Raw genomic sequence first — 10981 nt, forward strand, 5'->3', positions numbered from 1 at the left:
GGGCGGGTCCGTTTCTTCGCCGCCGCGCTTCACGCCGGGGTGCAGGTGGTTCACCAGGCTGATGTCTTGTGCCAGCACATCGGGCGTGACCTTCAAGCCTTCGCTGTTGAGCGTTGCGGTCCCTCCAGCGCCTTGCATGGTGATCCCATCCTCGGAGATGGTGATGCTGGAGCCCATGCACTGGATGTGAATCGACGCCATGGCTTCCAGTCGGAAGTTGCCGTTGATGGCGTCGTGTTCCATGTACGCACCGCCCCCAAAGTCCATGCGGAACATGGCCGGGTTGTCGCCGTTCTGCGGCATCTTGTCGCTGAATGCACCGGGCAGCACCATGGCGTTATTCAGATCGCCGCCGGGTGCCAGCATCAGCACCTGCTCGCCCTTCACGGGCGGCCACCACATTGCACCAGCTGCGCCACCGGCGCGGCCAGCCACCCAGGGGAGCCAGTTCGTCACCATGTCGCCGCTGCGGATGCGCACGCGGGCGGGCTTGGTGGTGCGCACTTCTTCCACAGTGCCCACGCGCGCCAGGTTCTCCATGCGGCGCAGGATTTCAAAAGGGGATTCGGGTTGGTCTATGGGGCGATCCATGCAATTGATGGTGCCCGCGCGTGCGCGGAAACGCACGCGGTTTGCCCTGTGTGCGGGGTGCACACATTCGGCATTTCACCCGCCGGTCAGATGCGACAAAAGACGGTCCTGCAGGCGCTTGGTGAAGTCGTCGGAAATGCCCAGCAGTGGACGCGCTGGGTAGTCGTATTTCGGGCCGCCAGGCTTCACGCTGTCACGCAGGCCGAAGTGGTGCACGCGGGCGATGCGCTCGGTTCGGCCCACAAAGCCCACCACCGCGTCGCCGCCTTCGACCTGGGCGCGCAGGTGTTTGGCGCCGGCCATCTTGGTGAACATGCTGTCGGCGTTGCGCTTGCGCAGCTGCCCGCGCTGGTCGCGCATCGGGTTCTTACGGGGCGCCCAGGCTTCACCATCTGGCCCGTGCTGCGCGCGGATGGTGGCCGCATTCTCGCGGCGCAGCTCGCGCGCCACGTCCAGTGCCAGTTTGCGGCGCTCGGCATTGCTCAGGCGGTCCAGCAGCGGCTGCAGCCAGCCTTCCAGCTGCATGAAGTCGTCGGCCATGGCTCAGGGCTCCCGGCGCTGGCGGGCGCGGCGCCAGCGGCGCCAGGGGCCGCGCACGCGCAGCCAGGCTTCCCACACCAGAAAACAAAGGGTGAACAGGTATTTCATCGGGGGGCGTAGTCCCACGTGGCCAGCTTTTCGTCGCGCAGCCACACTTCCCAGTGTTCGGCCTGCAGTATCGCCAGCTGTGGCGGTGGTTCCTTGGGGTGGATCAGGTCCAGCGCACCCGCAGGGCCATCTGCACGCGGGCGCGCAATAACGCGCTCGGTCAGTTCCAGGTCAATTTGCAGGTCGATGGCCTTGGCGTTCAGATACTCGGCCTCGAAGCGGATGGCGCGGGCACGCTTTGCGGGATCGTCGAAGACCTCCGGCTGGTTTCGCTTCATCCACTCTACCAGGGGCGCCATCACCGCGTCGGCATGGCCCGCATAGTCCAGCAGCAGCGCGCGCAGGGTGTAGGCGTACTCAAACGACAGTGAGTCGGTGCCGCTGTGCATGATCCGGCCGCCGGTGATGAAGATGGCCAGCTTTTGCGGGTCTTTCTTGACGGTCGGCAGGGCATTGGTCAGCGTCTCGCGCAGGCTACTCGGCTTTTCCATTTTGGGCGGCCTCGATCATGTTGCGGGCGCTGTCGTAGGCGCGCTCGCAGGCGATCCCGCGGGCGCGGGCGGTGTCAGCAACGTGCGCCAGCTCTCCCGCTCTGTCGTCAGCGCGTCGTTGCAGGTCGGCAAGCAGCTCGGCGGGGCGGGTGTCTGGCGCGCACTGGCCGGCAGCGGCGCGAGCCTGGGCGGCGGCACGGTGCTGGGTGAGATAGGCGGCAAGGTCGTGCTGCAGCCGGTTGCGAGCATCCAGGGCGCGAGCGCGGCCATCATCAGCCAGAGCCAGCGCGGCCTGCGCTTCGGTGTCGGTTTGGGCGATTTCGTCACGGTGCTTGTCTCCTAGCTTGCGATAGCGTTCTGAGGTTTTGAGCGCAGACAGCGCGGCGGCGGCGCGCTCGGCCTGCAGGGTGGTTTCGGTGTGGGCGGTTTCCAGCTCGGATTCGGCCAGGCGCAGGGTCTGCATCAGCAGCGCGAAGCCCAGGCCCAGCCCAAGGGCCAGGGCGGTGTATTTCCAGGCATTGGCGCGCAGGGTGGTCAGCATTTCGGCCCCTTCGCAGCTGTGCGGGAAAGGTTGATTTCACGCACGCGGGCAGCGGCGTGCACCAGTTCTTCGGCCACCGCCTCGGCATCGGCTGCAGCCATCGCAATGACAAGGTTTGCGCCGTTCGCCTGATAGCTGATTTCCACGCGCGCCGGCCTGGCGGGCTTGGCCTTGGTTGTAGCCCGCGAGCTGGTCACAAACACCTCGCGGTGATAGACGGCCAGCGGTTGGATTTGCAGGGCCTGGCTCATTGCATCGCCATGCAGTCCGCATGCCTCTTTTGCTGGCGCGTCCACACGCCCTTGCAGCCCTTCGGCCCCCAGTTCTGCGGCAGGCGGCAATCGCGGCCGGCCTGAAACCGCCACAGCAGCAGCGCCTGGCAGGCGCCCACGTGGTCGCCGCGCAGCAACCAGGTGCGCGGGGAATTGGGTTTGCGCCAATTGCCACTGCCGAACTGGCCCACCCAGTCTTGGTACAGGTCGAATTCTCCGGGGTACAGCAGCACGCCGGGCAGGCTGGCTTTGAACCGCACTTCATCGGCGCTGTGCAGGTTCAGCGCCAGAAGCTCGGCCCGCTGGCGCGTGATAGGCGCATCAGTCAGGCGTACGGGTGTGCCGTCTTCGTAGCGGGTGGACCCGTGGCCGATGGTGGGCACGTCGCCGGCCGTTGGCACGTAGGGGTGGTGCACCACGGCGCCATCGGCCCGCACGCTGGTGGGGCCGTCGCCTTCGCTGGTCTTCCACGTGGCAAAGCCGGCCGCCGACAGCGACAGCAGGGCCACGGCGATGCGCTGGCGGGTGCTGGTGGTCATTCGGCCACCTCGCAGGCGTTGCGCTTGGCGTGACGGTCGGCGCGTTCGTGGTGCCACCGCCAGGCCAGGTAGGCGATTTGCAGCACCAGATAAATGCAGGTCAGGGTGGTAATTGGGCTCAGTGTGAAAAAGCCGCCGTCTTGTTTCGCGGCCACGGCAACGGGTGGCGATGCCTTCATGGCTTCAACGCCCACGGCCTTGGCGATGTTGCTTACGCTGTCGCTCATGGTGATTTAGTCCCACAGGTTGATGGTTTGTTTTTTGGTTCGTTTGGGCGGGACAACTATTTGCACCACGGTGCCAGCGGGCAGGCGTGGCCCCAGCATGGCCAGGCCGGGGTTTGCGGCCAGCGTGGCTTCCACCACGTCAGCCGTGGCGCCAGTGGTGCGGCGGCACAGCTCATCCAGCATTTCGTGGTCCTGGGCAACGGCGCGCATCAGATCAGCTCCACCGTGGTGCGGCGCCGGCCCAACAGGTCGGAGATGGCCCACCGGAGCTTGCGGCGGTGTTCATCCACCTTGGCTTCGATGCGCTCGCGGATGCGTTCGGTTTTGCTGTCGTTGTGCGGCGTGGTGTCGATTTCGCGGTACGCCTCGGCCAGATCGGCCTGCACATGCGCGTGGATGGCGCGCAGGTAGCGGCCGGCCTGGCGGCCGTCGCCCGCATCGTCCAGGGACTCCACGCCCAGGGCCAGCTGGTCGGCTTTGTAGGTGCGCAGCTCGGCATTCACCGCGTCAATGGCGCCCGCGATGGCATCGGCCAGGCGGGCGGCCGTCACGGTACCGTCAAGCAGGCACGCTTCGCGGACCTTGGGCGCCTCGATAGCTGGAAACCACGGGTCGTTTTCAACCTGGGCATCTTCGGCTTCGATGGGCGGATTGGCAGTGGCTACAAAACTCACGGGCAGGCCTTGGGGCGGTGGGGGTTAGGTCGGCGGTGGTCCGGGTGCGTTGACCGATGGGCTTGCGCCCTTGGTCGCGGCACCCGGAGCCGCCGGGTGCGGGGTGCGCTCAGTTGGTGCTCGGGGCCGCCTTAATGCGGCGCTCCAGGCGTTCCATGTCTTTTTTCACGCCCACCTGCGCGAACAGCTCGTGGGCGCGCTGCAGCTTCTCCATGGCCATGCGTGCCTTGGTTTCGTCCAGCGTGGTGATGTCAGGTTCGTGGGTCGGCGTCTTGCCGATGAGGGCATACCCGATGGCCTTGAACAGCTTGGCGCGGGCTTGGTCGGGGGCGTCGTGCGTAGCGGTGAGCTGGTCCACTTCGGCCAGCACGCGCAGCGCTTCGTCGCCCACCAATTGCCCCTTCGCTGCTGCGGTGGCCGATTCATCAATCAGCAGCGTGGGCAGGGCGCGGTCGTACTGGTCTGGCAGCACCAGGCCGTGGGCGAGCGCATAGGCCGCAATCTCCAGGCCGCGCGTCCAGTTGCCAACGTCGAAGTACCAAACCATCAGGGTGGTTAGCACCAGATCGTGCGCGCCCTGGCCGCCTTCCAGCGCGCCGGTCACGTACTCCTCGAAGTCGGGCAGCATCTTGGCCTTGGCTTCGATTTTCCGTTCGGTGCTCTGGATTTTTCGCAGGGTGCGCTTGTGCTCTGCCAGCTGCGCCAGCATCAGTTCGTAAGCGCTGCCCCGCACCTCTTCGCCTGGGCCGGCGGCCTTCGCCGCCAGCTCGGCCAGTACGCGCATCTTGTGGCGCTTTGCCGGTGTGTTCATGGTGGTGGGCTCCAGCTCAATCCACCAGTTCGATGTTTTCCACCAGCGCGGCGCGGTCGTTGTCTTCAACCACGTAGGCGTCGTTCGAGCTTTCGTAGTTCTCCACGCGGTCGCGCTTCGGGTTTTCTTCCATGCGGCGGCGGCGGGCGCCTTCTTGCCAGTAGATCGAAAGATTGTCGAAGGTGGTCACCAGCATGGCGTTAGGCGGGAAGTACGGCACGGTGGCCGCTTGCAGCCCCCCCACGCGCTTCTGGCTGATGACAATGTCGGCCGCAAGGGTTTCGCTGGGCGCTTGGTTGACGTTCACCATTGGGAAATACTTGTCTGCCAGCAGCTCGCGGCCCAGGATCACCACCAAATCGGGGTCTTGCTGGTACCAGGGGGCCAGCAGGCCGATGGCGTCATACACGGCCGCGTCGAGGTTCTTGTAATCGTTGCCTGCGCCAGCGCCGATCTTGAGAACGCCAGGTGTGGCGCCCTCTTTCAACACGTTGGCGGGGGCGTCTTCGCGCAGGTGCTGCAGCCAGCCCTTGTTCACGTCCTGCAGCAGCGGGTTTGCCACCAGATCAGTGGTGGCGGCAATGCTGGTGCCGTTGAACCCGATCATGATGCGGTCCAGGGCCTGGCGGCGCAGGACGGCCATAGCCACCAGGGTCTGGAAGTTCTTCAACTTGGCCCACGCGTCGAGCTTTTGATACTTGATGTGCGTGTCGAAGTTGGTCTGCACGCACTGGTATCCCTTGCTGTCCAGCGTGGACACATCACGCGTCTGGCGGTCGGCGTTGTCGGTGTTGGTACGGCTTGCGATTGGGCCGGAAATACCAAGGCCCAGCTTTGCCCCCTGGCCTTCCACCACCGATGGCATGTTGATTTTCGACAGGAAGTCGCTGGACTCCTGCATTTTGCTTTCCAGCGTTTGCTGGACGGACGGGGCCACGTTGAATTGCTTGCACACATCGGCAACGCCGTTCAGGCGCGCGATTTGGGACAGCAGGGCGGTGTAAACGTTGCGGGTTTCGTTGCGCATTTTTTGGTTTCCTGATGGGTGAATTGATTGCGGTGGTTTGGTCGTGCGTGGTGGGTGGCGCGGCTTAGAACTGGGTCAGCTCCACGCCACTGCCACCAGCAGCTGGTGGGCGCTGGGTGTGGTTGTGGCTCGGGGTCTTTTCCAGCGTGGCGGCCATGTCGTCGTGGGCCTTTTTGAGCGCTGCAAAGTCGCTGGCCAGCTTGTCGTGGGCCTTGGCCTGCTCTGCCATTTCGTCGGCCTGTTCTTGGATGGTTTGGCCCAGCTGCTCAAAGCCGGCCACCACGTCAGAAAAACGCGCGTCGTCGGTCTGGCCCTTCTTTTTGAACTTGGCCAGCACGCCTTTCAGCACCTCCGAAAACTTCGTGCCGCCGGCGTCGGTGTCGTCGGTGTCCTCGAAGTTGAATTCGGCTTCCACGGCTTCGCTGAACAGGATGGCGTCGTTTTCTTTACGGCCGGCAAACGGGCTGGCCTTCGGGTTCTGCGCCGCGAAGGTCAGCACATCGGTGCCCAGGCTTGCAGGGCTGTCGGTGACGCCCAGGCCCGTCATGTACGCCTCGCCGGTGTCGGCAAAACTCGGGTTCACTTCGATGCTGGTGTAAATCTTTTGCTTGGCCTTCGTCATGGCCACCAGCTCGGGCAGGGGTTCGATTTGCGCGAACAGTGCGAGCTTGCCGCCGTCCACCGCGCGGGCTTCGAGCGCCAGCACGTCGCCGTAGGCTTTGAACAGGCCTTCGGGTGCGATGCCGCGATAGTGTTCGAGCCAGATGCGGGCGCCGTACTTCTTGGGGTCGAAGTTCTTAGCCATCTGCTCAATCCACTTCTTTTCGATGGCGCGGCCATCAGTGGTTGCGCCTTCGGTGGCTACGCGGAAAAAACGGGATTTGGTTGCCATGGGTTGCGTTCCTTGAACGGTGGTGGTCGAAGTAACCGCCATCGTCTCGCCGTCGCGCGAGCCCAGCAATCAATGCCGCCTGTGTGCGGCCAGGGCACATTTGAAAGGCTCTGAAAGCGTGTAGTGCTTCACAGACATGCGGCCGAAACTCGCCCCATGGCTTCCCAAACGCTCGCGCCCGCACTCCCTTTTTCCACCGTTCCCGCCGATGGCCTCGCAGCTGACAAGCGCCGCGCGGCGCGGCATTTGTACTGGCAAGGGTGGCGCGTTTCCAGCATCGCTGAATACATCTTGGAGCCGCGCAGCACGGTGCAGGGCTGGAAGGATGCCGAAGACTGGGACAAGTTTCAACCGGCCCAGCGGGTCGAAGCGGCGCTGGAAACGCGCATGGTTCAGCTGGTGATGAAGGACAACAAAACCGGCGGCGACTTCAAAGAGATTGACCTACTCGGCCGCCAGATCGCGCAAATTGCCCGCGTCCACAAGTACACGGAAACGGGCAAAGAGTCGGACCTGAACCCGGCCATCAAGGCGCGCAACGACAAGCCCAAGCGCCGCCCGGAGCGCAACCATTTCACGGAAGAACAGCACGAAAAGCTGCTGGATGCGTTCCGCGATTCACTGTTCGACTATCAGAAAGTTTGGTTTCGCAATAGCGAGCTGCGCACGCGCTTCATCCTTAAGTCGCGGCAGATCGGGGCCACTTGGTACTTTGCCCGCGAAGCGCTGGCCGATGCCATCGCCACCGGCCGCAATCAAATTTTCCTCAGCGCGTCGAAGGCCCAGGCGCACATTTTCAAACAGTACATCGTGGCCTTTGCAAAGGAGGCTTGCGACTTGGAGCTGTCGGGCGATCCCATCGTTTTGAGCAACGGCGCGACGCTGTATTTCCTGGGCACCAATGCGCTGACGGCGCAGGGTTACCACGGGAACTTCTATTTTGATGAGTGCTTTTGGACCCGCAAATTTACAGAGCTGAACAAGGTGGCCAGCGGCATGGCGATGCACAAGCACTGGCGCAAAACCTACTTCTCCACGCCGTCAAGCATTCAGCACGAAGCGTATGCGCTGTGGTCTGGTGAAAGGTTCAACAAGAAGCGGCCGAAAAACGAACGCATTGCGCTGGACCTCACGCACGACAGGCTGGCCGGCGGTTACTCGGGCGAGGACAAGATATGGCGCCAGATCGTCACCATCGTGGATGCGATGCGCGGCGGCTGCAACCTTTTCGACATTGACGAACTGCGGCTGGAGTACAGCGCAGAGGACTATGAAAACCTGCTGATGTGCGGGTTTCTTGACGACAGCTACAGCGTGTTTCCCCTGGCAGAGCTGCAGCGCTGCATGGTGGACAGCTGGGAAGCCTGGGCCGATGTGAAGCCGCTTGGCATGCGGCCCTTTGGCTGGCGCCCTGTGTGGGTTGGCTATGACCCCAGCCACACCGGCGACAGCGCCGGCCTCGTGGTGATGGCACCACCTGCAGAGCCTGGCGGAAAGTTCCGCGTGCTGGAGCGCCACCAGTTCCGTGGGCTGGACTTTGAGGCCCAGGCCGAAACCATCAAGAAGGTGACAGAGCGCTTTAACGTTCAGCACATCGGCATCGACACCACCGGCATCGGGCAGGGCGTCTATCAGCTGGTCAAACAGTTCTTCCCGGCGGCCCGCGCGTACCAGTACAGCGTGGATGTGAAAACCCGGCTGGTGCTCAAAGCAAAAAGCGTCATCAGCAAAGGCCGGCTGGAGTTTGACGCGGGCGCGGTTGATCTTGCCCAGGCCTTCATGGCCATCAAAAAGGTGCTGACCACCAGCGGACGGCAAGCCACGTATGACGCCGGCCGCAACAACGAAACGGGCCACGCCGACTTGGCCTGGGCCTGCATGCACGCCATGGACTTCGAGCCGCTGGAAGGCGGTAGCGAAGCCACCACATCAGTAATGGAGTTTTCCTAATGAACAAGCGAAACCAGCGCCGCGCAGCTGCGCCGGCCTTTTCCAACACCGTACCCGCCCCAGCTGCGGCCACCGGTTCGTCGGCGTCCACTGTCTCGCAGGCCAGCTCCCAGGCGTTCACCTTTGGCGATCCGCTTCCCGTGCTCGATGGCCGCGAGATTCTGGACTACTGCGAAGCCTGGCTGAATGGCAAGTGGTACGAACCGCCCATCAGCTGGGATGGCCTGGCGCGTTCGTTTCGGGCCGCCACGCACCACGCGAGCGCGCTGTATTTCAAGCGCAACGTTCTGGCGTCCACCTTCGTGCCCCACCGGCTTTTGAGCCGTGACACCTTCGGCAAATTCGCGCTGGACTTTCTCACCTTCGGCAATGCCTATCTGGAGCGAACGCCCAACATGCTGGGCCGTGACCTGGGCTTGCGCCACAGCCTGGCCAAGTACATGCGCAGGGGCCAGGCGCTGGACACCTACTACTTTGTGCAGGGCTTCGGGAAGGAACACGAATTCAAGCCGGGGAGCGTGTTTCACCTGATTGAACCGGACATCAATCAGGAGGTGTACGGGTTGCCCGAATACCTCTCCACGCTGCAGGCGGCCTGGCTGAACGAATCGGCCACCCTGTTTCGTCGCAAGTATTACAACAACGGGAGCCACGCCGGCTTCATCCTCTACATGACGGACCCGGCCCAGGCCCAGGGCGATGTGGACGCGCTACGCGAAGCCATGCGCAACGCGAAGGGGCCGGGGAATTTCCGCAACCTGTTCATGTACTCGCCCAACGGCAAGAAGGACGGCATTCAGGTGTTGCCCATCAGTGAAGTGGCCGCAAAGGATGACTTCATTAGCATCAAGAACGTGAGCCGCGACGATGTGCTGGCGGCCCACCGCGTGCCGCCCCAGCTTATGGGCATCGTGCCAGGCAATACAGGCGGGTTCGGCGCTGTGAAGCCGGCGGCGGAAGTCTTCGCGCGCAACGAACTGGAGCCGCTACAGACACGGTTCAAGGCTTTGAATGATTGGTTCGGTGATGAACTGGTGCGGTTCACGCCTTACGTCATCGGCGGCAGTGAGGACGACGCTACCAAATAGATAGCTGTCAGCGCTTGAGTGGCAAGCGCTGCGCCCGTATTTCCATGTAAATCAGAGCCGCCCGCGCGTCACCACCTGGCCACCGCGCCGCTGCCGCACCGCCACCAGGCGCAAGGCCAGCACGAACTACGCGCCGCCAATGCAGAAGGCCACCCATGCGGTGGCCTTTTTTGCGCCCGTAGAGCGCCGCGCGTGTTGCGCACATACCCACCCCTTACCTGTTCGCGCCCGGCCCCTGCATCGGCCCACCGTGCGCCCGCGTGGGCGTGTGGCGTAGGCGGTGGCCGTGCCTCATGCCTGCAACCCCATCCCAGGCGCCAGCGCGCAGTCGAGACCCCGCCACGCCCGCGTGCTTAATGGACCACTTTTGACGGCGCCGCCGGCCCTGGGCATCGCTAGGCCCGGCGCGGCCTCGCGCCCGGTTTTGGTGCGATTCCATATGACGGGATTTGACGGGTTTTTGCGCCTCCCGGATGGTTGGTGGATACGGCGGGCTGTATATTCATACAGTATTACCCAAATCCCCACCATGGACCTGCCCGGAATTACCCCTTCAAGCGACTCCGCCCCTGGCAGTCTGGCCGACAACGCGAACCGAAAAATGCACGGGTTGCTGGCATGCGTGGTTCCGCTTCGATTCGCTGGCGTGTTCCTACCGGTGCAGTTGCTTCGCCGCCGGCCCATGCGGGTGGCTCTGGTGGTCAGCACCCAATTCAACGGCGTATGGAGCACTTCGCTTTACGACAGGGAAGGGGACCGCCAGCTACTGCATGGGCTTTGGCACGCGCGTGTGGTCAAGCGCCGCGACGCCTGCACCATGGTGCTGGCCGGCTCGGAGTGGGATGATGGATTTCTTCGGCAGTGGCCACAGTCTTGGCTGTGCGCTCCTTCGGAGCAAAGCGCGAATGTGCTGCTGGGGCACCTGTCGCCCTGGCTGCGCCAGCGATACTTACAGGGCGGCGGTCAGCTGGCGATGCCCTAAATCCTCGGGGCGCTGCCGATTCAGGCGAGAATGGGCGCTGGACTTAACCCCTGGGGCAACTTTTGGGGCAACTTCCAAAGTTTCAGGGCTAAAAGCGAGCATTGGCGCGGCTTCCAGGGCGGTATTTGAATCCCGCCACGCCGACCATTGATAGCAAAAGCCCAGAACCGAAAGGTTCTGGGCTTTTTTGCTTGAGAGGGCGCTCAGAGGTATCCCTGAATGATTTGTACCATGCCTCCTGACCGCTG

At 63.5% G+C, this 10981-nt stretch carries 15 protein-coding genes; 3 read left to right on the forward strand and 12 right to left on the reverse strand.

From position 1 onward, the window contains the following. The 12 genes from ACK4OE_RS23425 to ACK4OE_RS23480 all read right to left on the reverse strand — a co-directional run. On the reverse strand, positions 1-591 hold a 591-nt coding region (locus ACK4OE_RS23425), incomplete at its 3' end, for a phage baseplate assembly protein V (protein WP_409888616.1). Positions 592-666: 75 nt separating this feature from the next. Beyond that, positions 667-1131 (reverse strand): phage virion morphogenesis protein, encoded by a 465-nt coding sequence (locus ACK4OE_RS23430; protein ID WP_409888618.1) that lies wholly within the window; start codon positions 1129-1131, stop codon positions 667-669. Positions 1132-1235: 104 nt separating this feature from the next. Then, positions 1236-1730: a phage tail protein gene (locus ACK4OE_RS23435; RefSeq protein ID WP_409888620.1), complete on the reverse strand. Its 495-nt coding sequence runs from the start codon at positions 1728-1730 to the stop codon at positions 1236-1238. Next, positions 1714-2271 (reverse strand): DUF2514 family protein, encoded by a 558-nt coding sequence (locus ACK4OE_RS23440; protein WP_409888621.1) that lies wholly within the window; start codon positions 2269-2271, stop codon positions 1714-1716. The genes ACK4OE_RS23435 and ACK4OE_RS23440 overlap by 17 nt, the downstream gene beginning before the upstream one ends. Further along, a complete protein-coding gene (locus tag ACK4OE_RS23445; protein WP_409888623.1) occupies positions 2265-2522 on the reverse strand; it encodes a hypothetical protein in 258 nt (85 codons plus the stop codon). The genes ACK4OE_RS23440 and ACK4OE_RS23445 overlap by 7 nt, the downstream gene beginning before the upstream one ends. After that, the gene (locus ACK4OE_RS23450) at positions 2519-3082 is read right to left on the reverse strand and encodes a glycoside hydrolase family protein (RefSeq protein ID WP_409888625.1); all 564 of its coding nucleotides are present in this window, start codon (positions 3080-3082) and stop codon (positions 2519-2521) included. Before ACK4OE_RS23450 ends, ACK4OE_RS23445 begins: the two co-directional genes overlap by 4 nt. Then, positions 3079-3309: a hypothetical protein gene (locus ACK4OE_RS23455; RefSeq protein ID WP_409888627.1), complete on the reverse strand. Its 231-nt coding sequence runs from the start codon at positions 3307-3309 to the stop codon at positions 3079-3081. The genes ACK4OE_RS23450 and ACK4OE_RS23455 overlap by 4 nt, the downstream gene beginning before the upstream one ends. Before the next feature lie 6 nt (positions 3310-3315). Continuing rightward, positions 3316-3519: a tail protein X gene (locus tag ACK4OE_RS23460; protein ID WP_409888629.1), complete on the reverse strand. Its 204-nt coding sequence runs from the start codon at positions 3517-3519 to the stop codon at positions 3316-3318. After that, complete coding sequence (locus tag ACK4OE_RS23465; protein WP_409888631.1) at positions 3519-3983, reverse strand: head completion/stabilization protein; 465 nt, start codon at positions 3981-3983, stop codon at positions 3519-3521. The genes ACK4OE_RS23460 and ACK4OE_RS23465 overlap by 1 nt, the downstream gene beginning before the upstream one ends. Positions 3984-4092: 109 nt before the next feature. Beyond that, positions 4093-4794: a phage terminase small subunit gene (gpM, locus tag ACK4OE_RS23470; protein ID WP_409888632.1), complete on the reverse strand. Its 702-nt coding sequence runs from the start codon at positions 4792-4794 to the stop codon at positions 4093-4095. Between the two features lie 16 nt (positions 4795-4810). Continuing rightward, on the reverse strand, positions 4811-5821 hold the full coding sequence (locus tag ACK4OE_RS23475) for a phage major capsid protein, P2 family (RefSeq protein WP_409888634.1): 1011 nt from the start codon (positions 5819-5821) through the stop codon (positions 4811-4813). 64 nt (positions 5822-5885) lie between these two features. Then, positions 5886-6713: a GPO family capsid scaffolding protein gene (locus ACK4OE_RS23480; RefSeq protein WP_409888636.1), complete on the reverse strand. Its 828-nt coding sequence runs from the start codon at positions 6711-6713 to the stop codon at positions 5886-5888. Between the two features lie 156 nt (positions 6714-6869). Here ACK4OE_RS23480 and ACK4OE_RS23485 point away from each other — a divergent pair, with 156 nt between their 5' ends. The 3 genes from ACK4OE_RS23485 to ACK4OE_RS23495 all read left to right on the forward strand — a co-directional run bounded on the left by ACK4OE_RS23485 (position 6870) and on the right by ACK4OE_RS23495 (position 10733). Beyond that, on the forward strand, positions 6870-8663 hold the full coding sequence (locus ACK4OE_RS23485) for a terminase ATPase subunit family protein (protein ID WP_409888638.1): 1794 nt from the start codon (positions 6870-6872) through the stop codon (positions 8661-8663). After that, the gene (locus ACK4OE_RS23490) at positions 8663-9751 is read left to right on the forward strand and encodes a phage portal protein (RefSeq protein WP_409888640.1); all 1089 of its coding nucleotides are present in this window, start codon (positions 8663-8665) and stop codon (positions 9749-9751) included. The genes ACK4OE_RS23485 and ACK4OE_RS23490 overlap by 1 nt, the downstream gene beginning before the upstream one ends. 529 nt (positions 9752-10280) lie before the next feature. Then, positions 10281-10733 carry a hypothetical protein gene (locus tag ACK4OE_RS23495; RefSeq protein ID WP_409888642.1) on the forward strand — a complete coding sequence of 151 codons (453 nt, stop codon included), beginning with the start codon at positions 10281-10283 and terminating at the stop codon, positions 10731-10733. The last annotated feature ends 248 nt before the right edge of the window (positions 10734-10981 follow it).

This window comes from Acidovorax sp., from assembly GCF_046314175.1.
Lineage (GTDB): Bacteria > Pseudomonadota > Gammaproteobacteria > Burkholderiales > Burkholderiaceae_C > Acidovorax.

Bases quoted from the DNA above. Each gene is read 5' to 3' on its own strand.
- ACK4OE_RS23450 (WP_409888625.1), bottom strand. From the start codon at position 3,082: ATGACCACCAGCACCCGCCAGCGCATCGCCGTGGCCCTGCTGTCGCTG.
- ACK4OE_RS23455 (WP_409888627.1), bottom strand. From the start codon at position 3,309: ATGAGCGACAGCGTAAGCAACATCGCCAAGGCCGTGGGCGTTGAAGCC.
- ACK4OE_RS23430 (WP_409888618.1), bottom strand. From the start codon at position 1,131: ATGGCCGACGACTTCATGCAGCTGGAAGGCTGGCTGCAGCCGCTGCTG.
- ACK4OE_RS23460 (WP_409888629.1), bottom strand. From the start codon at position 3,519: ATGCGCGCCGTTGCCCAGGACCACGAAATGCTGGATGAGCTGTGCCGC.
- ACK4OE_RS23445 (WP_409888623.1), bottom strand. From the start codon at position 2,522: ATGAGCCAGGCCCTGCAAATCCAACCGCTGGCCGTCTATCACCGCGAG.
- ACK4OE_RS23485 (WP_409888638.1), top strand. From the start codon at position 6,870: ATGGCTTCCCAAACGCTCGCGCCCGCACTCCCTTTTTCCACCGTTCCC.
- ACK4OE_RS23435 (WP_409888620.1), bottom strand. From the start codon at position 1,730: ATGGAAAAGCCGAGTAGCCTGCGCGAGACGCTGACCAATGCCCTGCCG.
- ACK4OE_RS23495 (WP_409888642.1), top strand. From the start codon at position 10,281: ATGGACCTGCCCGGAATTACCCCTTCAAGCGACTCCGCCCCTGGCAGT.
- ACK4OE_RS23475 (WP_409888634.1), bottom strand. From the start codon at position 5,821: ATGCGCAACGAAACCCGCAACGTTTACACCGCCCTGCTGTCCCAAATC.
- ACK4OE_RS23480 (WP_409888636.1), bottom strand. From the start codon at position 6,713: ATGGCAACCAAATCCCGTTTTTTCCGCGTAGCCACCGAAGGCGCAACC.
- ACK4OE_RS23490 (WP_409888640.1), top strand. From the start codon at position 8,663: ATGAACAAGCGAAACCAGCGCCGCGCAGCTGCGCCGGCCTTTTCCAAC.
- gpM (WP_409888632.1), bottom strand. From the start codon at position 4,794: ATGAACACACCGGCAAAGCGCCACAAGATGCGCGTACTGGCCGAGCTG.
- ACK4OE_RS23440 (WP_409888621.1), bottom strand. From the start codon at position 2,271: ATGCTGACCACCCTGCGCGCCAATGCCTGGAAATACACCGCCCTGGCC.